Origin of the sequence: Citrobacter sp. Cpo040 (assembly GCF_030332915.1) — a bacterium.
GTDB lineage: Bacteria > Pseudomonadota > Gammaproteobacteria > Enterobacterales > Enterobacteriaceae > Citrobacter > Citrobacter portucalensis.
Genome location: NZ_JAOWGX010000037.1, coordinates 178,348 through 198,550 on the forward strand (window position 1 = coordinate 178,348; position 20,203 = coordinate 198,550).

Sequence of the window (20,203 nt, forward strand, 5' to 3'; positions counted from 1 at the left end):
CTGAGGTTAATTATGTCTGTTTTTCCGCAAGGATTTTTATGGGGCGGCGCACTGGCCGCCAACCAGTCTGAAGGGGCATACCGGGAAGGCGGCAAAGGGCTGACTACCGTCGATATGATCCCCCACGGCACACACCGCATGCCCGTCAAACTGGGTCAGGAAAAGCGCTTTACGCTGCGGGATGACGAATTTTATCCCAGCCATCAGGCGATCGACTTTTATCATCGCTATAAAGAAGATATCGCGCTGATGGCGGAAATGGGGTTTACGGTTTTTCGTACTTCCATTGCCTGGAGCCGCCTCTACCCTAACGGCGACGAGCTGACGCCGAATGAAGACGGAATCGCGTTTTATCGGGCCGTGTTTGCCGAGTGTAAAAAATACGGTATTGAGCCATTAGTCACGCTGTGTCACTTCGATGTGCCTATGCATCTGGTCACCGAGTACGGCTCCTGGCGTAACCGCAAAATGGTGGAGTTCTTTACCCGCTACGCCCGTACCTGCTTCGAGACCTTTGACGGTCTGGTGAAGTACTGGCTGACGTTCAACGAAATCAACATTATGCTGCACAGCCCCTTTTCAGGCGCCGGGCTGGTATTTGAAGAAGGTGAAAATCAGGATCAGGTGAAATATCAGTCCGCTCACCACGAACTGATAGCCAGCGCCCTGGCGACTAAAATAGCCCATGAAATTAATCCGCAAAACCAGGTCGGTTGTATGCTGGCTGGTGGTAATTTTTATCCTTACTCGTGTAAGCCGGAAGATGTGTGGACCGCACTGGAAAAAGACCGTGAAAACCTGTTCTTTATTGATGTGCAGGCGCGCGGGGCCTACCCGGCTTACTCTGCCCGCGTGTTTCGCGAAAAAGGAGTGGTAATCGAAAAAGCCCCGGAAGACGACGACATCCTGAAAAACACCGTCGATTTCGTCTCTTTCAGCTATTACGCATCGCGCTGCGCCTCCGCTGAAATGAACACGGGCAATACCAGCGCTGCCAACGTGGTGAAGTCGCTGCGTAATCCGTACATTGCCGCCAGTGAATGGGGCTGGGGAATCGATCCGCTCGGCCTGCGCATCACCATGAATATGATGTATGACCGCTACCAGAAACCGCTGTTTCTGGTGGAAAACGGGCTGGGAGCGAAAGATGAAATCGATGCTAACGGTGAGATCAATGACGACTATCGCATCAGCTATTTACGCGAACATATTCGCGCCATGGCAGACGCGATTGAAGATGGCGTGCCGCTGATGGGTTACACCACCTGGGGCTGTATCGATCTGGTTTCTGCCTCAACCGGTGAGATGAGCAAACGCTACGGTTTTGTCTATGTGGACCGCGATGACGCGGGCAACGGCACGCTGGCACGTACACGCAAGAAATCATTCTGGTGGTACAAAAAAGTCATCGCCAGTAACGGTGCCAATCTGGCATGACGAATCTGCCGGAGGGGGTTACAGCCTTCCGGCAGAAGTGCATATTTTCATTTCATTTATTACATTCCGGATTTGGAATCGTCCTTCCAGTTTCAGGTTTGCCCTCCCCCTTTTTTACTGGCATTTTATTCAGTAGTTTTTAATCCAGGCCGTTCACCACAAGGAAGCGTGCATGTTTGATAAAAAGGGCAAAACAGCGGTGGCAATCACCAAACCGGTACGTCGCTTGAAAGTCAGCTATGTCAGAAAACGCCATGAAGATCCAAAAACGGGTTATACGCGACGAATCAGTCGTCACGCCTCACTCACGCTGAACGGCGACTGGCTGGAACAAGCGGGATTCCCTACCGGGACGGCAGTGAATGTATCAGTGATGCAGGGGAAATTAATTATTGAGCAGGCAATTGAATGACGAGGATACACTGGGAAAACAGGCCGGATGTCGTTCACATCCGGCACTGATACGGTTTACTCTTCTGGTGCTTCCAGCTCGGAGAATCCACCGTGTCCTTCCCAACCGGCTAATCGCTGATAGACGGTATCAACAGCATCTTTGATCGGCTGTGTCATCGGGTAGTAAAAACCGACGATGTCCGGTTGAATGCCGAGGAAAATTACCTCACCAACATCGTCTTTCAGCTGATCTACCAGGTAGTTCAGCGGCATGTTGTGGGTGGTCATCATGAACATCTCGGCAATGTCATCGGGATCGATAATGCGGATTTCACCGGGGTTCAGCCCCATATCGGTGGCATCAACAATCAACAAACGTTGCGGACGCAGTTCACGGATGGCGACAATATCGTTCTCCGGCGCGCTACCGCCGTCAATGACAACCCAGTTGCCTTGAGGATTTGCAGCACACATTTCCGCCAGCAGCGGGCCCGCGCCGTCATCGCCCATCATGCTGTTACCCACACATAATAAAACGTCAGTCACGGTGTCTCCTCACCATCAGATAGATGGCGCTTTCCTGGTGTATGTCGTGCAGCATGCTAAGCATCAGCTTGCTCCACTCCTGCTGCTGCGGGGTCTGCACGGCACGCGCATCATCGAACGCGCGCGCCAGCATTTGCACATGGTTGAAATCGATAACGATCTCGCCGTATTTCGGCACGCCTTCCATTTTCCGGCGGGCTTCGCTTCCCTCAGCAAGGGTAGCAATCCATGCCAGATATTCGTCCCATGGACAAGTTAACGCCGCTTCCAGGCAATCGATGATCCCAAGGTGGTGACCAATCGCCAGGCTGTAATAGACAACCTGCTGCGCCTCAGCGGGCGTCGCATCGTTCTCATCAATAAACTTACGGCTCAGTTGACTGAACACCACCGTTTCACTCATCGGATACGCGCCTCTTCGACAACATGATTAAGATGCGTGACGATCTCGGTCAGACGCGGATCGTTTTCCGCTTCCAGCCAGCGCGCCACCTGATGCTCGCCCTGCCCTAACTGCATCATATAGTCATCAGCAATCTGGCGACCATAGCGGTATCCCGCCAGACGGCGGGCTTCACGATCCACCTTCACACGCAGCGGCTGAACCATGTCCGGATGCAGAATTTCCGCCGGCTGTTCGTCCAGTTCACCCGGCGCACGCGCGTGAATTTTTTGCTCCAGCAGACCCAACGCCATGGCAAAACCGTACAGCGTTGCCGCAGGCGTCGGCGGACAACCTGGAATATACACGTCCACCGGTACGATTTTGTCCGTGCCGCCCCATACGCAGTATAAATCGTGGAAGATACCGCCGCTGTTCCCACAAGCACCGTAAGAGATACAAATTTTCGGATCTGGCGCAGACTGCCAGGCACGCAGCGCCGGAGAGCGCATGGCACGGGTTACCGCGCCGGTAAACAGCAGAATATCCGCATGGCGCGGTGACGGGACGACTTTGATGCCAAAACGTTCGGCATCAAACAGCGGAGAAAGCGTAGCAAAGATTTCGATTTCGCAACCGTTGCAGCCGCCGCAGTCCACGCGGTAAACATACGCTGAACGCTTGATGCTTTTCAGCAGCGATGCTTTCATGCTGGCAATGGATTCATCCACCGTCATCGGTACCGGAATACCGTTGGCGTCACGTGGGCCTAATAAATTGCTCATCAGCTGGCCTCTTTCATATGGCGAGTCAGTTCAATACGGTCAGACGGCACCAGGCATTTCTGGCGCTTACAGTCCGGGCAGGTCTCAAAGCTTTCACGGTGGTTTTCCGCGCGGGTATCACCGTTGTGCTTAAGCAGCGCAATGGCGTAATCAATCTCTTTTTGCACCGCAAACGGACGGTTACATACGCGGCAATTACACAGCGCAAAACGAGACTGCTGCAGGAAATCATCTTTCTTCCACACCGCCAGCTCATACTCCTGCGACAGCTTGATTGCCGCTGTCGGGCAGACTTCTTCGCAGCGGGCGCAGAAAATGCAGCGCCCAAGGTTGAACTGCCACGCCAGCTCATTGGTGACCAGATCGGTTTCTACCGTCAGAGCGTTCGACGGGCACGCATTGACACAGGCCGCACAGCCGATGCACTGCTGCGGATTGTGCTCGGGTTTACCGCGGAAATTTTTATCGACCGCAATTGGCTCCAGCGGATACGACGACGTCGGCGCCCCGGTTTTGATGACTTTTTTGATAAAGGTAAACATGGCGATTCCTTATTTCAGCGGCGAGTTTTTACGCTCGATGCTGTAGCGCTCAAGTTCTTTGTACGGCACGACTTTGCTCTTCTTCTTACGCACATCGACCACAGTCATACGGTCAGTACAGGAGTAGCAAGGATCGAGGCTACCGATAATCAGCGGGGCATCGGAAACGGTATTGCCACGCAGCATGTAGCGCAGCGTCGGCCAGTTGGCGTAAGTCGCCGCACGGCAGCGCCAGCGATACAGTTTCTGGTTGTCGCCGGTCATGCTCCAGTGGATGTCATCTCCACGCGGCGCTTCAGCAAAGCCCAGTGCGAAACGGTGAGGAATATAGGTAAAGCCTTCCACCGCCAGCGGGCCGCCCGGCAGGTTGTCCAGACCAAAGTCGATCATGTTCAGTGCGGTATAGACTTCATTGATACGGACTTTCAGGCGAGAAATAACGTCGCAGCCCTGCTCGCTGTGAACTTCCATCGGCAGCAGACCATAGCCGACAAACGGGTGATCGGCGCGGGTGTCACGCGCGTGACCGCTGGCGCGAACCATCGGACCGACGTTACTAAAGTCGCGAGCGATTTCTGGATCCAAACGACCAATACCCACGGTACGCTGTTCCATGTTCGGCGTACTGAGCAGCATATCGACCAGTTCCTGCACCTCACGACGCATCTGCTGCGCCAGTTGACGGGTCTGGATCATATCGTCTTTCAGCAGGTCACGACGGATACCGCCGATCAGGTTCATACCGTAAGTTTTACGCGCCCCGGTGAGGATCTCCGCCATCTTCATCGACGTTTCACGCACGCGGAAGAACTGCATAAAGCCGGAGTCAAAACCGGTGAAGTGGCAGGCCAGGCCGAGGTTCAGCAGGTGCGAGTGCAGACGCTCAACTTCCAGCAGAATGGCGCGGATCATCTGCGCACGTTCCGGCACCACGATGCCCATCGCATTCTCAACGGAGGTGGTATAAGCGGTGCTATGCGCAAAGCCGCAGATGCCGCACACGCGATCCGACAGGAACGTCACTTCGTTATAACCCATACGGGTTTCCGCCAGTTTCTCCATGCCGCGGTGGACATAGAACAGACGGTAGTCGGCGTCGATAATGTTCTCGCCATCCACAAACAGGCGGAAGTGACCGGGTTCATCGGAGGTGACGTGCAACGGGCCAATCGGCACCACGTTATTTTTCTTGTCGCCCAGTTCGTTGATGAACTCGTAGGTTTCAGCATCAGTAGTCGGCGCCGGGCGCTGACGATAATCCATACTGTCTTTACGCAGCGGATACAGCTCGTCCGGCCAGTCATCCGGTAACACCAGACGACGTTCATCCGGCAAACCAACCGGGATCAAACCGTACATGTCGCGCACTTCACGCTCGCCCCAGACGGCAGCCGGAACGCGTGGCGTCACGGATGGGAATTCCAGCTTATTGGCATCCACTTCAACGCGGACGGTGATCCAGCACTTGGTGCCCTGCTCCATCGACATCACGTAATAAACGGCGTAATGGCCGCACAGCTGACGTTCGTCGTTACCAAACAGCACGGACAACCAGCCGCCCTGTTTGTAGTACAGGAACTCCACCACTTCCGGCAGGTAGTTCACCTTGACGGTGATCGTCAGCTGATCTTTGGTCTGCCAGGCTTCATCCAGCACCACGCCCGGAAAGGCCTGGTGCAGCGCAGCGAGATATTGTTGACCTAATTTTTCTTCAGACATGCTCAAACTCTCTTAAATCACGCCACCAGCAAGGAGACGAACGCTAAAAACGCAAACCCAAAACCGGCCCAGGTCACGCGTGAAGTGGCGCAAAAACGCAGACGCGCCATGCTGTTTTCGAACAGGGCGATGACCAGCACGCCGAGGACCAGCTTGACGACGGCAATCACCAGCGCCAGCAGCAGTCCACCGGCGGTGAAGGTTTCCATCTGTCCCCACGGCAGGAACACGCCAACGAACATTTGCAGAACGACCAGCTGTTTGAGGCTAATGCCCCACTTCAGCACGGCAAAACCGCTGCCGCTGTATTCAGTCAATGGACCTTCCTGCAGCTCCTGCTCTGCTTCCGCCAGATCGAACGGCAGTTTGCCCATTTCGATAAAGGTGGCGAAAGCACAGGCGCACAGTGCCAGAATCAGCGGGATGCTGCGCGCAGCAGGCCAGTGGTAAATGGTATCGGCGATATTGCTGATATGGGTTGAACCCGCAACCTGTGCCGCTACCCACAGCCCCAGCAGCAGGATGGGTTCAACCAGCACACCGAGCATCGCTTCACGGCTGGCGCCAATGGCGGTAAACGGGCTACCGGTATCCAGTCCCGCGATAGAGAAGAAGAAACGGGCGATGGCGAACAGGTAAATTAAGGTGATCAGATCGCCCAGTTGTGGCAGCGGCGAGCCAACGGTCACTACCGGCAACGCAGTGGCGATAGTCAGCATCACGCCCACCATCACAAACGGCGTCAGGCGGAAAACCCAGCTGGAATCCGCAGGCGCAATGCTCTGACGGCCCAGCAGTTTGATAATGTCGCGGTATTCCTGCAAAACGCCCGGACCGCGGCGATTGTGCAAACGCGCACGCGCCACGCGGGTAACACCGGACAGCAGCGGCGCAACGGCAAACAGCACCAGCGCCTGAATTAACGGATATAAAACACTCATTCTCAGGCTCCTCGAGAAACCACAATCACCACCAGCACCGCCAGCTCAATCAGCGCCAGGCGACGGAAAAGCACCGGTGCAGCCGCATTCTGCCAGCCCGGAACCAGTGATACCGGGTTCAGCCATTTACGCAGTTTGAGTACCGGGGCAAAGGCTTCTTTCACCGGCATGGCAAAACCGTGCGCGGTAATAACCATTGACTGCTCGTGATCGTAGCCACACACCCATGCCGCACCGCGTGAACGCGACGGCAGACGGTTGCCTTTGAAAATGGCCATGATGATGAACGGCAGCAGCGGACACGCGATCAGCAGCAGCGTGATCATTGGCTGAGAAACGGTGGTGTTCGCGGTTTCCAACGGCAGCGGAACGGCGGAGGAGATCATCGGCAGCAGCCACGGCGCAGCAACGCCGCCAATCACGCAGCATATAGCCAGCGCGACGACGCTCACTCCCATCAGGATTGGCGCGCAGCAGGCATTTTCAGCTTCCTTCGTGCGCGGTGCGCCAAGGAACGTAACGCCATAGACTTTCGCCATACACATCACCGCCAGCGCGCCGGTAATTGCCAGCCCTACCGCCAGCAACGGCCCTAACAGGCTACCGACAAACGCGCCGCTGTTGCCAAGCTTAAAGAAGGACTGGTAGATAACCCACTCACCGGCAAAACCGTTCAGCGGCGGCAGTGCGGCCATCGCCATCAGACCAACCAGCATCGCCAGCGAGATAACCGGCATACGTTTACCGATACCGCCCAGTTTTTCGATATCACGATGACCGGTACGGAACCAGATGCTGCCTGCACCCAGGAACAGAACGCTTTTGAACAGGCTGTGGTTTACCAGGTGGTACAGACCGCCGGTCAAACCCAGCGCAATCAGCGCAGGTTGATTCAGGGAAATTCCGGTCACGCCAGCGCCCAGACCCAGCAGAATAATGCCGATGTTTTCCAGCGTGTGGTACGCCAGCAGGCGCTGGATGTTGTGTTCCATCAGCGCATACAGACCGCCAACAAACGCGGTGATCATGCCCAGCACCAGCAGCGTAATCCCCCACCACAGCGGCGCGTTACCGCCCAGCAGCGACAGGGAGAGAATACCCAGCAGACCAACCTTCATGACGACGGTAGAGAACAGCGCCGCAGCCGGTGCGCTGGCATTGGCGTGTGCCTGTGGCACCCAACCGTGCAGCGGAATAATCCCGGCCAGCAGGCCAAAACCTGCCACGCCCAGCAGCCAGATGTCAGATCCGAGCGGCAGCTCCTGGGTGCGCAGGTCTAGCAGACGCAGCTCCAGAGTGCCGTAACGTTGCCACACCAGGTAGCAGGCGACCGCCAGCAGCAGCGTACCAATACGCCCCAGCGCAAACCACAGTTTGCCTTCTTTACTGCATCCGGTGAGGAACACGGCACACAGCGCCATGATTTCCGCCATCACCACCAGCGTACCGAGGTTACTGGCAACCACCGCACATACCGCCGCGGCCATCAGCAGATTCACCAGCAGGCCGTTAGCTTTCACCTGCGGATGACGATGCCAGTCAATGTTGTACAGGCTGACAAACAGGCCGCACAGGCCCAGTGTAATCAGCCAGATAGCATTCAGCGGAGTAATTTGCAGACTGTGACCAATAAACGGCATCACGCCGCTCACTGCCAGCGCATTAGTCAGAACGGTAAAACCCGCGGCTGCCGTACACAGGCTGCCGACCGCACCGCCAACCCCAGCAATCCATCCGCTCAGCGATTTATGAAATGAAAACAGAAATGCCAGAACCGCCGCAGCCGTAAACCAGGCCACGCCGCTGTTAATCAGTGAAATTGCGCTCATTTTGCATCCCCACTCTGAGCCTGCTGAAACAAGGTGAGATCGCCGAAATCGGTATTGAAAGTCAGCTCACGCTTACGTTTGCTGGCGCGGGCGATATCCATGTTGCTCACCAGATGCAGGGCTTTGGTCGGACACATGCGCACGCAGGCAGGACCTTGCTCGTCAAAACTACACAGATCGCATTTCACCGCGATGGCACGAACGCCAGGAACCCAGTCCAACAGCGAACTCACGCGAGCAGGCGCTGGCGGAGCCGGAGGCGCTTTTGGCGTATTGGCGTTTGCCGGAATGTGTAGCGGACGGCTACCGGAAAACTCTATCGCGCCAAACGGACAAGCGATCCCGCACAGTTTGCAGCTTACGCACAGGCTTTCGTTCAGCTGTACGGCGCCATCAACGCGGTTAATGGCATTAACCGGACACACGGTGGCGCAAGGCGCATCTTCACACTGGTGGCAAAGCTGCGGCGCGGATTCTTTTTCATTTAACATCACTTTCAGGCGCGGCATTGACTGCAGGCCATGCTGGCGATGTGTCTCTGAGCAGGCGGCTTCACAGGTGTGGCAGCCAATACAAAGAGTGGAGTCAGCAATTACAAAACGATTCACCAGGCATTCCTCAGGTGATAGTCATTTTTGACGAAAACATGTCTACCAAATGTCATTTCGACATTTTTCGACATGCCCATTCCCTAAAACGTCGTGACGCAGTATGTAGACCGCACCATGACAAAGTGGGCAGCACCCGAGGCTTAAGCCGGGCTATGTCCCTCAACCAGCTGGCTTAAATTCACCGGCATATTGTTCTCAACCGCGGTGTACAGGCTGTCGTAGACGGTGGCGATTTTTTCGAGATAGTGCTCCAGCACCTGCTCGCGATCGCGGTTGCTAATACGCTCATCGACCTTACCGTCGATAGTCAATTCTGCCTGTGCAATCAGCTGCTTATCATCACCGTCTTTCGTTTCGACGTAGTATTCGATGGTATGGCTGTTAAAGCCGTCCGCCAGCGTGACGTAGATAGTGAAGTGTTCAAAAAGGACGAAGCAAAGATCCTTGTCCGGTGCGCAGCTCATCGCATGATGCAAACGCGCTTTTGACAGGGTGATCCCCTGAACCAGCGAGTTGCAGTAAATACGCCACTGGTCCTGTAGGCGACGATGCCGTTCAGCGATGTAATCGGCTTTTTCGCTTATTTCCCAAATAGTCATGTCAGGTTACCCGTTTAGCAGAGATGAACAGCCTTAAGCACATTTCATGCCAAAATTAAATCACTTAATTTTCATATAGATAAAAAATCAAAGGCGGGTGACGACATGTCATTTCGTCATCGTCGTCATTGTCACGAATGAAAAAAATCAACCTGGCATGCTTATTGCTTTTACTACGGCAACTTCACAGGAGGCGGTATGCACGAAATAACCCTCTGCCAACGGGCACTGGAATTGATTGAACAACAGGCCACGCAACACGGTGCTAAGCGAGTAACTGGGGTCTGGCTCAAAATTGGCGCATTTTCTTGCGTAGAAACCAGCGCTCTCTCCTTTTGTTTTGATCTGGTATGCCGCGGGACCCTTGCAGAAGGTTGTAAACTCCACCTCGAAGAACAAGAAGCCGAATGTTGGTGCGAATCTTGTCAGCAATACGTCACGTTACTGACGCAACGCGTGCGCCGATGTCCGCAATGCAACAGCGATATGCTGAGAATTGTGGCCGATGACGGCTTACAGATTCGACGTATTGAAATAGATGAAACTCCAGCGCCGGATGGCGACGCTTAAGCGTCTTATCCAGCCTACAGAAACAGCTCGTTTGTAGGCCGGATAAGGCAACGTAGCCATCCGGCAACAGATGTATCGCAAGTAAAAAGATCAGGAGTGAGCGATGTGTACGACATGTGGTTGCGCTGAAGGCAACCTATATATAGAGGGTGATGAGCATAATCCCCACTCGGCGTTTCGCAGCGCGCCATTTGCCCCGGCGGCTCGTCCGGCGCTGAATATTACCGGTGTGAAGACCTCAAATTTCACACCGAGCCAGACCGAAGAAGGCGATTTGCACTACGGTCACGGTGAGGCCGGAACCCACGCACCAGGTATGAGCCAACGCCGTATGCTGGAAGTGGAAATTGACGTACTGGACAAAAACAACCGCCTCGCCGAGCGCAACCGTGCCCGCTTTGCGGCCCGTCAGCATCTGGTGCTGAACCTTGTTTCAAGCCCGGGCTCTGGTAAAACTACCCTGCTGACCGAAACGCTGATGAAGCTGAAAGATAGCGTGCCGTGCGCCGTTATTGAAGGTGACCAGCAAACGGTGAACGATGCCGCCCGTATTCGCGCCACAGGCACACCCGCCATTCAGGTCAACACCGGTAAAGGTTGTCACCTTGACGCACAAATGATTGCTGACGCCGCGCCGCGTTTGCCGCTTGACGATAACGGTATTCTGTTCATTGAAAACGTCGGCAACCTGGTCTGCCCGGCCAGCTTCGACCTCGGCGAGCGCCATAAAGTGGCCGTGCTTTCAGTAACCGAAGGTGAAGACAAACCGCTGAAATACCCGCATATGTTTGCCGCCGCATCGCTGATGCTGCTCAACAAAGTGGATCTACTGCCGTACCTCAATTTTGACGTTGAAAAATGCATTGCCAGCGCCCGGGAAGTGAACCCGGGGATTGAGATTATCCTAATTTCCGCCACCAGTGGTGAAGGGATGGATCAATGGCTCTCCTGGCTGGAGACGCAGCGATGTGCATAGGTGTTCCGGGTCAAATCCGCACCATTGATGGCAACCAGGCCAAAGTCGACGTCTGCGGTATTCAGCGCGACGTCGACCTGACGCTGGTCGGTAGCTGTGATGAACATGGCCAACCGCGCCTCGGCCAGTGGGTACTGGTCCACGTCGGTTTTGCCATGAGCATCATTAATGAAGCTGAAGCGCGCGATACGCTCGACGCGCTGCAAAACATGTTTGACGTTGAGCCGGATGTCGGCGCGTTGCTGTACGGCGAGGAAAAATAAATGCGTTTTGTTGACGAATACCGCGCACCAGAACAGGTGATGCAGTTGATAGAGCACCTGTGCGAACGTGCCGCCCACCTCTCCTACACGGCTGAACGCCCGCTGCGGATCATGGAAGTTTGTGGTGGTCATACCCACGCTATCTTCAAATTCGGGCTCGACCAGTTGCTACCGGAAAACGTGGAGTTTATTCATGGTCCGGGTTGCCCGGTTTGCGTTCTGCCGATGGGCAGAATCGACAGCTGTGTAGAAATTGCCAGCCATCCAGAAGTAATTTTCTGCACCTTTGGCGACGCTATGCGCGTCCCGGGTAAGCAAGGCTCCCTACTGCAAGCCAAGGCGCGTGGTGCGGATATCCGCATCGTCTACTCACCGATGGATGCACTGAAGCTGGCGCAGGAAAACCCAACGCGTAAAGTGGTGTTCTTTGGCCTGGGTTTTGAAACCACAATGCCAACGACCGCTATCACCCTGCAACAGGCAAAGCAGCGTGACGTGCAGAACTTTTACTTTTTCTGCCAGCACATCACGCTTATCCCTACGCTGCGCAGCCTGCTGGAACAGCCGGACAACGGTATCGACGCCTTTTTAGCGCCGGGCCACGTCAGCATGGTGATTGGCACCGACGCCTACAACTTCATTGCTTCAGATTTCCATCGCCCGCTGGTGGTCGCCGGTTTCGAACCGCTTGATCTCCTGCAAGGCGTAGTGATGTTAATTGAGCAGAAAATTGCAGCCCAAAGCCAGGTAGAAAACCAGTACCGCCGCGTGGTACCGGATGCCGGTAACGCGTTAGCGCAGCAGGCCATTGCCGAGGTGTTCTGCGTCAATGGTGACAGCGAATGGCGCGGTCTGGGCGTTATCGAATCCTCTGGCGTTCACCTGACGCCGGACTATCATCGCTTTGATGCCGAAGCACATTTCCAGCCAGCGCCGCAGCAGGTATATGACGATCCGCGCGCGCGTTGTGGGGAAGTGCTGACGGGCAGATGTAAACCACATCAGTGCCCGTTATTTGGCAAAACGTGTAACCCGGAGACCGCGTTTGGCGCCCTGATGGTCTCCTCAGAAGGCGCATGTGCCGCCTGGTATCAGTATCGTCAGCAGGAGTGTGAAGCATGAGCAGCGTACAACTCGCCCACGGTAGCGGCGGTCAGGCTATGCAGCAGTTGATCAACAGTCTGTTTATGGAGGCTTTCGCAAATCCGTGGCTGGCGGAACAAGAAGATCAGGCGCGTCTGGAACTGGCACAACTGGTGGCAGAAGGCGACCGTCTGGCGTTTTCAACTGACAGCTACGTTATCGATCCGTTGTTCTTCCCCGGCGGCAATATCGGCAAGCTGGCCATCTGTGGTACGGCTAACGATGTCGCGGTCAGCGGAGCTATTCCACGCTACCTCTCCTGCGGTTTTATCCTCGAAGAGGGTCTGCCGATGGAGACACTGAAAACCGTTGTTAACAGCATGGCAGCAACCGCGCGCGAAGCAGGCATCGCCATCGTGACTGGCGATACCAAAGTCGTGCAGCGTGGTGCAGCAGACAAACTGTTCATTAACACTGCCGGAATGGGGGCAATTCCCGCCAACATTCACTGGGGTGCACAGACTCTCGGCGTGGGTGATGTGCTGCTGGTCAGTGGTTCGCTTGGCGATCACGGCGCAACTATCCTTAACCTACGCGAGCAATTGGGTCTGGATGGCGAACTGGTCAGCGACTGCGCGGTGTTAACACCTCTTATCCAGACGCTGCGTGATATTCCTGGTGTGAAGGCGCTGCGTGACGCCACCCGTGGCGGCGTGAATGCGGTGACGCATGAGTTTGCCGCATCATGTGGATTTGGTATTGAGCTGTCTGAAGCGGCCCTGCCCGTGAAGCCTGCGGTGCGTGGCGTTTGCGAGCTGCTGGGTCTGGATGCGCTCAACTTTGCCAACGAAGGCAAACTGGTGATTGCCGTTGAGCGTCAGGCCGCTGAAACCGTACTTGCCGCGCTGCGCGCGCATCCGTTAGGGTGCGATGCTGCAATGATTGGTGAAGTGGTCGAACGCAAAGGTGTTCGTCTTGCCGGACTCTACGGCGTGAAACGAACCCTCGATTTACCACACGCCGAACCATTACCTCGTATATGCTAGCAGCCGGTTGGCAGCATGCTGTAGGCCGGATAAGACGCATTTGCGTCACTATCCGGCATTAACGCTGCATAACGCCTGATGGCGCTTTGCTTATCAGGCCTACGGATTGCGTGACCAGCGAGTTTGCGGTCAGCCATCCGGCAATAATTTACGACTTATACCTATAATTCATTTACCGTTTTCGCACCGTTCTGCGGTGCTTTCCCTGGAAAAGCAATATGTCGTATACACCGATGAGTGACCTCGGACAGCAAGGCCTGTTCGATATTACTCGTACATTATTACAGCAGCCCGATCTCCCGTCTCTTAGCGAGGCGCTTTCGCAGCTGGTCAAGCGTTCAGCGCTGGCCGACTGCGCGGCTATTGTCTTATGGCAGGCACAAACGCAACGTGCGCGTTATTTTGCAACGCGTGAAAATGGTAGACCCATCGATTATGAAGACGAAACGGTGCTGGCACATGGTCCGGTACGCCGCATTTTGTCTCGCCCTGATGCGTTGCACTGCAACTATCATGAGTTTACGGAAACATGGCCACAATTGGCTTCAGGTGGACTGTATTCTGAATTTGGCCACTACTGCCTGCTGCCACTGGCGGCAGATGGGCGCATCTTTGGCGGTTGCGAATTCATCCGTAACGAAGACCGTCCGTGGAGTGAAAAAGAATATAACCGTCTACAGACCTTCACTCAGATAGTCGGCGTCGTTGCTGAACAAATTCAAAGCAGAGTCAGCAACAACGTCGATTACGATCTGCTGTGTCGTGAGCGTGACAACTTTCGCATCCTGGTCGCCATCACCAATGCCGTGCTCTCCCGACTGGATATTGATGAGCTGGTCAGCGAAGTCGCCAAAGAGATCCACCACTACTTCGACATCGATGCCATCAGCATCGTGTTACGCAGCGATCGCAAAAATAAACTCAGTATCTATTCCACTCACTATCTGGATGAACATCATCCGGCACACGAACAGAGTGAAGTGGACGAAGCGGGAACGCTCTCTGAACGGGTCTTCAAAAGCAAAGAGATGCTGCTGATCAACCTGAGCGAACGTGACATCCTTGCCCCTTACGAACGGATGCTGTTCGAAACCTGGGGCAACCAGCTACAAACCCTGTGTCTGCTACCGCTGATGTCCGGCAATACTATGCTCGGCGTACTCAAGCTGGCACAGTGCGAAGAGAAAGTTTTCACTACCGCCAACCTCAAGCTATTGCGCCAGATTGCCGAGCGTGTGGCAATTGCCGTGGATAACGCGCTAGCCTACCAGGAAATTCACCGCCTGAAGGAACGTCTGGTCGATGAAAACCTGGCGTTGACTGAACAACTCAACAATGTAGAGAGTGAGTTCGGCGAAATCATTGGTCGCAGCGAAGCGATGTACAGCGTACTCAAGCAGGTCGAAATGGTGGCGCAAAGCGACAGCACCGTCTTGATTCTGGGTGAGACCGGAACGGGTAAAGAGCTGATCGCACGAGCCATTCACAACCTGAGCGGACGTAACGCCCGCCGGATGGTGAAGATGAACTGCGCGGCAATGCCTGCCGGATTACTGGAAAGCGATCTGTTTGGTCATGAGCGTGGCGCGTTTACCGGTGCCAGCACGCAGCGGATTGGTCGTTTCGAGCTGGCAGATAAAAGTTCGCTGTTCCTCGATGAAGTTGGCGATATGCCGCTGGAGCTTCAGCCTAAGCTACTGCGGGTTCTGCAAGAGCAGGAATTTGAACGTCTGGGCAGTAATAAGCTGATCCAGACCGATGTCCGTTTGATCGCCGCCACCAACCGCGATCTGAAGAAGATGGTTGCCGATCGCGAATTTCGTAACGATCTGTATTACCGACTGAACGTCTTCCCGATCCATCTGCCGCCGCTGCGTGAGCGCCCGGAAGATATTCCGCTGCTGGTAAAAGCCTTCACCTTTAAAATTGCTCGTCGGATGGGACGCAATATCGACAGTATTCCCGCCGAGGCTCTGCGCACGCTGAGCTGTATGGAATGGCCGGGTAACGTGCGTGAGCTGGAAAACGTGGTAGAACGTGCGGTTCTGCTTACCCGGGGCAACGTGCTGCAACTATCCCTTCCGGATATTGCCCCTTTGACGCCGTCTACGCCTCCGGTGGCAACCGAAGTCGCGCAGGACGGTGAAGATGAATACCAGTTGATTATGCGCGTACTGAAAGAAACCAACGGGGTGGTTGCCGGTCCCAAAGGCGCGGCACAAAGGCTGGGGCTGAAACGTACAACGTTACTCTCACGCATGAAGAGATTAGGCATTGATAAGGATGCACTGGTTTAACTGATTGCCCGATAGCGCTACGCTTATCGGGCCTACATGACGGAGGCGTTTACCTCGTAGGCCGGATAAGGCATCGCCGCCATCCGGCATAGAATTACTTCTTCCGCTGGTACTTCTCCGGTAACTCCGGCACTGGACGTTTGTCATCAATCAGGTGACGTACGGTCAGAATCGGGTGACGCCAGAGCATTCTCGGTCCAGCCCAACGCATAATTTGCTTCATCTCTTCGCGTTTAGCAGGTTGATAACAGTGCACAGGACACTGTTTACAGGCCGGTTTTTCCTCACCAAATACGCACTTGTCGAGGCGTTTTTGCGCATAGGCAAATAACGCATCGTAATGCCCCGGCTCGTCTGAAGCCTGCGGACACTGGCTTTCGTAGAGCGAAATCATTCTCTGGATCGTCATTTTTTCACGTGCAATGCGTTTGCCGGACATGATGCCTCCACAATTAAGTTGCATAAATAATACACCTTAACTAAGCACAGAACTATTACCTGAAGGTGATACATCCTTAGCAACCTACGCAAATAAGAATTATTTTCATTTGTTTATGCCATGTGCTATATAACATAGCAAAGGCTATATTCGATGATAAATTAACCACCTTGTTGCGAGGGATACTATGCCGCATCTGCCCCATCTGAAGTCATTTCTCCTTGCCAGCGTGTTAACAGCGCTGACGCTGTCACCCGCCTGGGCGAAAGAAAAATTCAAAGTGGTAACCACCTTTACGGTGATTGCCGATATGGCAAGCAATGTAGCAGGTGACGCGGCGGACGTTAGTTCTATCACCAAACCGGGGGCTGAAATTCACGAATATCAACCAACCCCAGGCGATATCAAACGGGCGCAAGGCGCACAGCTTATTCTCTCCAACGGTCTAAACCTCGAACTATGGTTTGCCCGCTTCTACCAAAATTTGTCCGGCGTACCGGAAGTGATGGTCTCAAACGGCGTGCAGCCAATGGGCATCAGCGAAGGGCCGTACAACGGTAAACCAAACCCGCATGCCTGGATGTCAGCAGAGAACGCGCTTATCTACGTGGATAACATTCGTGATGCGCTGATCAAATACGATCCGGACAATGCCGCAACCTACCAGAATAATGCGCAGAATTATAAAGCGAAAATCCAGCAGACTCTGGCGCCACTGCATACAGAACTGGCAAAGCTCCCTGCTGATAAACGCTGGCTGGTCACCAGCGAAGGCGCATTCTCTTATTTAGCTCGTGATAACAATCTCAAGGAGCTGTATCTGTGGCCGATCAATGCCGATCAGCAGGGTACGCCCAAGCAGGTACGCAAGGTTATCGATGCCATCAGAGCGCATCATATCCCAACGGTATTTAGCGAAAGCACCGTGTCCGACAAACCAGCGCGTCAGGTTGCCCGTGAGTCTGGCGCGCATTACGGCGGCGTGCTGTATGTCGATTCGCTCAGCACTGCCGATGGTCCGGTACCGACCTATCTGGATTTACTGCGCGTCACCACGCAAACCATTGTTAACGGCATCAACAAGGGTCTGGAGAGCCAACCATGAGTCACTCTGCGATTACCGTAAATCAGGTTACGGTGACGTATCGCAACGGTCATACCGCATTGCGGGACGCCACTTTTCAGGTTCCAGGCGGCTCAATTGCCGCTCTGGTCGGCGTAAACGGTTCGGGAAAATCAACGCTTTTTAAAGCGCTGATGGGTTTTGTCCGCCTGGCGCAGGGGGAAATCTCAATTCTGCAACAGCCGGTAAATAAGGCGCTCAAACAGAATCTGATCGCCTATGTCCCCCAGTCAGAAGAGGTGGACTGGTCGTTTCCGGTACTGGTGGAAGATGTGGTGATGATGGGACGCTTTGGCCATATGGGCTGGCTGCGTCGACCAAAACAAATTGACCACACCTGCGTAGATGCGGCGCTGGCGCGGGTTGATATGCTGGATTATCGCCATCGTCAAATAGGTGAACTGTCCGGTGGGCAGAAAAAGCGTGTTTTTCTGGCAAGGGCCATCGCACAGGACGGACAGGTTATTTTACTGGATGAACCCTTTACCGGTGTGGATGTAAAAACCGAGGCCCGGATCATCGACCTGCTGCGTGAACTGCGTGATGAGGGTCGAACCATGCTGGTCTCTACCCATAATCTGGGATCCGTCACCGAGTTTTGTGATTACACGGTGATGATTAAGGGCACGGTGCTGGCAAGTGGACCCACCGAAACCACCTTTACCCCCGAGAATCTCGAACTGGCATTCAGCGGCGTACTGCGTCACGTTGCGCTGAGCGGCGGTGAGCAACATGTGATTACCGATGATGAACGCCCGTTTATTTCGCGACGCACGGCAAACGAGGGGGAATAACCATGAACTGGCTAACGGAGCCGTTTGGCTACCAGTACATGCTCAACGCCATGTGGGTCTCGGCGATGGTCGGTGGCCTGTGTGCGTTTCTCTCCTGCTATCTGATGCTCAAAGGCTGGTCGCTGATTGGCGATGCGCTGTCGCACTCTATCGTGCCGGGCGTGGCAGGCGCTTATATGTTAGGGCTTCCCTTCGCGCTTGGCGCATTCCTTTCCGGCGGACTGGCGGCGGGCAGTATGCTGTTTCTTAATCAACGTTCGCGCCTGAAGGAAGATGCGATTATCGGACTGATTTTTTCGTCTTTTTTCGGTATCGGGCTGTTTATGGTGTCGCTCAATCCGATGTCGGTGAACATTCAGACCATCATTCTCGGCAACGTGCTGGCGATTGCGCCAGAAGATATTCTACAACTGGCCATCATCGGGGTTATTTCGCTAACCATCCTGTTTTTGAAGTGGAAAGATCTGATGGTGGTTTTTTTTGATGAAAACCACGCGCGCTCTATCGGTCTGAATCCGGGCCGGTTGAAGCTGTTATTTTTTACGCTGCTCTCCGTTTCCACGGTCGCCGCGCTGCAAACCGTCGGCGCATTTCTGGTGATATGCCTGGTGGTTACGCCCGGTGCAACGGCCTGGCTGCTGACCGATCGTTTTCCACGCCTGCTCACTATCGCCGTAGCTATTGGCAGCCTGACCAGCTTTTTCGGCGCCTGGCTGAGCTACTGGCTGGACGGTGCAACCGGCGGAATTATTGTCGTTCTGCAAACGCTGCTGTTCCTACTGGCATTTGTCTTCGCGCCAAAACACGGTCTGCTGGCTAATCGCCGCCGCGCCCGTCTGGTGAACAAGGAGTCAGTATGATCTTAGCAACGCTGTTGGAACCCTTTCAGTTTGGTTTTATGGTCAATGCGCTGGTCATCTCCACCATTGTCGCCGTGCCCTGCGCGCTGCTGTCTGTATTTTTAGTACTCAAAGGCTGGGCGCTGATGGGCGATGCAATGAGCCACGCGGTTTTCCCGGGAATTGTACTGGCGTGGATTGCGGGCATCCCACTGGCAATTGGCGCATTTATCGCCGGGCTGTTCTGTGCTGTGGCGACGGGTTATCTCGACGATAACAGCCGCATCAAACGCGATACCCTGATGGGAATCGTCTTTTCCGGCATGTTTGGTGCAGGACTGGTGCTGTACGTCTCTATCCAGTCAGAAGTCCATCTCGATCATATTCTGTTCGGCGACATGCTGGGCGTATCGTTCAGCGACATCATACAAACCGCGGTTATTACGCTTGGGATAGCGCTTATTATTGGGCTTAAGTGGAAAGATCTGCTGCTGCATGCGTTCGACCCGCATCAGGCAAAGGCCAGTGGGCTTAACACTGCACTGCTACATTACGGCCTACTGTGCATGATCGCCCTGACGATTGTCGCCACGCTAAAATCAGTAGGGATTGTTTTGTCGATCTCCTTACTGATTGCGCCTGGCGCCATTGCGATTTTAATGACGCGGAAATTTTCCCACGCCTTGTGGCTGGCGGTGATTATGTCGGTCGTTACCTCGTTTATGGGCGTGTACCTGTCTTTTTTCATCGACAGTGCACCGGCCCCCACCATCGTCGTACTATTTTCACTACTGTTTGTGATGACCTTTATTTATTCCACCCTGCGCGATCGTCGTTTAGAACGGCGACGCCAGCAATACGACCTCTGACGGAGTGGGCAGTGATATGCCCGCTATCGTTATTAGAATACGTAATGACAATATTCCCAGCGTCCTGAACAAATGCCCCGTTCTGAAACCATGCCATATTTACCAGCGCTATTTAATAAT

The 20,203-nt window shown here is 54.4% G+C and carries 22 protein-coding genes; 12 read left to right on the forward strand and 10 right to left on the reverse strand.

Annotated features, from left to right (window positions below; translation table 11 throughout):
• The first annotated feature begins 12 nt into the window (after window positions 1-12).
• Both OGX86_RS19415 and OGX86_RS19420 read left to right on the forward strand, forming a co-directional pair.
• Window positions 13-1,437 (forward strand): 6-phospho-beta-glucosidase, encoded by a 1,425-nt coding sequence (locus OGX86_RS19415; RefSeq protein ID WP_286640442.1) that lies wholly within the window; start codon window positions 13-15, stop codon window positions 1,435-1,437.
• Window positions 1,438-1,609: 172 nt separating this feature from the next.
• Window positions 1,610-1,849 carry a SymE family type I addiction module toxin gene (locus tag OGX86_RS19420; RefSeq protein ID WP_008785630.1) on the forward strand — a complete coding sequence of 80 codons (240 nt, stop codon included), beginning with the start codon at window positions 1,610-1,612 and terminating at the stop codon, window positions 1,847-1,849.
• A gap of 56 nt (window positions 1,850-1,905) precedes the next feature.
• Here OGX86_RS19420 and hycI read toward each other — a convergent pair whose 3' ends face one another.
• From hycI to hycA, 9 genes are all read right to left on the reverse strand, one after another.
• Window positions 1,906-2,376 carry a hydrogenase maturation peptidase HycI gene (gene hycI / locus OGX86_RS19425; RefSeq protein ID WP_003037382.1) on the reverse strand — a complete coding sequence of 157 codons (471 nt, stop codon included), beginning with the start codon at window positions 2,374-2,376 and terminating at the stop codon, window positions 1,906-1,908.
• Window positions 2,369-2,779, reverse strand: coding sequence for a formate hydrogenlyase maturation HycH family protein (locus OGX86_RS19430; RefSeq protein ID WP_003037385.1), 411 nt, complete (start codon window positions 2,777-2,779; stop codon window positions 2,369-2,371). Before OGX86_RS19430 ends, hycI begins: the two co-directional genes overlap by 8 nt.
• Window positions 2,776-3,543: a formate hydrogenlyase subunit HycG gene (hycG, locus tag OGX86_RS19435; protein WP_213786238.1), complete on the reverse strand. Its 768-nt coding sequence runs from the start codon at window positions 3,541-3,543 to the stop codon at window positions 2,776-2,778. The genes OGX86_RS19430 and hycG overlap by 4 nt, the downstream gene beginning before the upstream one ends.
• Window positions 3,543-4,085, reverse strand: a complete 543-nt coding sequence (locus OGX86_RS19440; protein WP_032944742.1) for a formate hydrogenlyase complex iron-sulfur subunit — start codon at window positions 4,083-4,085, stop codon at window positions 3,543-3,545. Before OGX86_RS19440 ends, hycG begins: the two co-directional genes overlap by 1 nt.
• A 9-nt stretch (window positions 4,086-4,094) precedes the next feature.
• Window positions 4,095-5,804, reverse strand: a complete 1,710-nt coding sequence (hycE, locus tag OGX86_RS19445) for a formate hydrogenlyase subunit HycE (RefSeq protein WP_048215684.1) — start codon at window positions 5,802-5,804, stop codon at window positions 4,095-4,097.
• Between the two features lie 17 nt (window positions 5,805-5,821).
• Complete coding sequence (locus OGX86_RS19450; protein ID WP_003825914.1) at window positions 5,822-6,745, reverse strand: respiratory chain complex I subunit 1 family protein; 924 nt, start codon at window positions 6,743-6,745, stop codon at window positions 5,822-5,824.
• 2 nt (window positions 6,746-6,747) lie between these two features.
• A complete protein-coding gene (gene hycC / locus OGX86_RS19455; protein WP_003825912.1) occupies window positions 6,748-8,574 on the reverse strand; it encodes a formate hydrogenlyase subunit 3 in 1,827 nt (608 codons plus the stop codon).
• Window positions 8,571-9,182, reverse strand: coding sequence for a formate hydrogenlyase subunit HycB (gene hycB / locus OGX86_RS19460; protein WP_003825909.1), 612 nt, complete (start codon window positions 9,180-9,182; stop codon window positions 8,571-8,573). The genes hycC and hycB overlap by 4 nt, the downstream gene beginning before the upstream one ends.
• 143 nt (window positions 9,183-9,325) lie before the next feature.
• Complete coding sequence (hycA, locus tag OGX86_RS19465; protein ID WP_008785633.1) at window positions 9,326-9,784, reverse strand: formate hydrogenlyase regulator HycA; 459 nt, start codon at window positions 9,782-9,784, stop codon at window positions 9,326-9,328.
• A 198-nt stretch (window positions 9,785-9,982) separates the two neighbouring features.
• Between hycA and hypA the strand changes: the two genes are divergently transcribed.
• The 6 genes from hypA (at window position 9,983) to flhA (ending at window position 16,019) form a co-directional block, all read left to right on the forward strand.
• A complete protein-coding gene (gene hypA, locus OGX86_RS19470; protein WP_008785634.1) occupies window positions 9,983-10,354 on the forward strand; it encodes a hydrogenase maturation nickel metallochaperone HypA in 372 nt (123 codons plus the stop codon).
• Window positions 10,355-10,457: 103 nt separating this feature from the next.
• On the forward strand, window positions 10,458-11,330 hold the full coding sequence (hypB, locus tag OGX86_RS19475) for a hydrogenase nickel incorporation protein HypB (RefSeq protein ID WP_003037409.1): 873 nt from the start codon (window positions 10,458-10,460) through the stop codon (window positions 11,328-11,330).
• A complete protein-coding gene (gene hypC / locus OGX86_RS19480; RefSeq protein ID WP_003037411.1) occupies window positions 11,321-11,593 on the forward strand; it encodes a hydrogenase 3 maturation protein HypC in 273 nt (90 codons plus the stop codon). Before hypB ends, hypC begins: the two co-directional genes overlap by 10 nt.
• On the forward strand, window positions 11,594-12,715 hold the full coding sequence (gene hypD, locus OGX86_RS19485) for a hydrogenase formation protein HypD (protein ID WP_103014823.1): 1,122 nt from the start codon (window positions 11,594-11,596) through the stop codon (window positions 12,713-12,715).
• Window positions 12,712-13,722, forward strand: coding sequence for a hydrogenase expression/formation protein HypE (hypE, locus tag OGX86_RS19490; RefSeq protein ID WP_048225272.1), 1,011 nt, complete (start codon window positions 12,712-12,714; stop codon window positions 13,720-13,722). Before hypD ends, hypE begins: the two co-directional genes overlap by 4 nt.
• A gap of 218 nt (window positions 13,723-13,940) precedes the next feature.
• A complete protein-coding gene (gene flhA, locus OGX86_RS19495; protein ID WP_048225275.1) occupies window positions 13,941-16,019 on the forward strand; it encodes a formate hydrogenlyase transcriptional activator FlhA in 2,079 nt (692 codons plus the stop codon).
• A 94-nt stretch (window positions 16,020-16,113) separates the two neighbouring features.
• On the opposite strand, the gene OGX86_RS19500 is transcribed toward flhA, so the two are convergent.
• The gene (locus OGX86_RS19500; RefSeq protein WP_003825888.1) at window positions 16,114-16,458 is read right to left on the reverse strand and encodes a nitrous oxide-stimulated promoter family protein; all 345 of its coding nucleotides are present in this window, start codon (window positions 16,456-16,458) and stop codon (window positions 16,114-16,116) included.
• A gap of 187 nt (window positions 16,459-16,645) precedes the next feature.
• On the opposite strand from OGX86_RS19500, the gene OGX86_RS19505 reads away from it, so the two are divergent.
• The 4 genes from OGX86_RS19505 to sitD are packed head-to-tail and all read left to right on the forward strand — an operon-like array spanning window position 16,646 to window position 20,083.
• Window positions 16,646-17,563 carry a metal ABC transporter substrate-binding protein gene (locus tag OGX86_RS19505; RefSeq protein ID WP_136392282.1) on the forward strand — a complete coding sequence of 306 codons (918 nt, stop codon included), beginning with the start codon at window positions 16,646-16,648 and terminating at the stop codon, window positions 17,561-17,563.
• A complete protein-coding gene (gene sitB, locus OGX86_RS19510) occupies window positions 17,560-18,375 on the forward strand; it encodes an iron/manganese ABC transporter ATP-binding protein SitB (protein WP_286640445.1) in 816 nt (271 codons plus the stop codon). The genes OGX86_RS19505 and sitB overlap by 4 nt, the downstream gene beginning before the upstream one ends.
• Window positions 18,376-18,377: 2 nt before the next feature.
• Window positions 18,378-19,235 carry an iron/manganese ABC transporter permease subunit SitC gene (gene sitC / locus OGX86_RS19515; RefSeq protein ID WP_008785642.1) on the forward strand — a complete coding sequence of 286 codons (858 nt, stop codon included), beginning with the start codon at window positions 18,378-18,380 and terminating at the stop codon, window positions 19,233-19,235.
• Complete coding sequence (gene sitD, locus OGX86_RS19520) at window positions 19,232-20,083, forward strand: iron/manganese ABC transporter permease subunit SitD (RefSeq protein WP_286640446.1); 852 nt, start codon at window positions 19,232-19,234, stop codon at window positions 20,081-20,083. Before sitC ends, sitD begins: the two co-directional genes overlap by 4 nt.
• The last annotated feature ends 120 nt before the right edge of the window (window positions 20,084-20,203 follow it).